Below are 230 nucleotides of genomic sequence, written 5' to 3'. Positions count from 1 at the left end.
CTGACCGAGGAGCGCGACCAGCTCTGGGCCGAAGCGCTCGCGGCGTTCCGCGCGGGTGAGCCCTGGTGGTTGTCGGCGCCAGCCGAGGGGGAGCGTGCCGAGACCTCGGAGAACTTCCGGGTGACCGACCCGTGGGAGGAGGCGATCAGCGCGTGGATCGACACTCGACCCCCCGACACGGCGAAGACCTACACAACCCGACATCTCCTGACAACGGTGCTGAGTGTGAG

1 protein-coding gene is annotated in these 230 nt (G+C 68.7%); it reads left to right on the top strand.

Features of this window, described 5'->3' with window-relative positions; genetic code table 11:
- Positions 1-230: virulence-associated E family protein (locus tag NCR38_RS34100; RefSeq protein ID WP_250478549.1), on the top strand; the 230-nt coding region annotated here is incomplete at both ends.

The sequence above is a fragment of the Caballeronia sp. INML1 genome (assembly GCF_023631085.1).
Classification (GTDB): Bacteria; Pseudomonadota; Gammaproteobacteria; order Burkholderiales; family Burkholderiaceae; genus Caballeronia; species Caballeronia turbans.
Note: the sequence above shows the minus strand (reverse complement) of the source record. Positions and strands in the feature narration are given on the sequence as shown.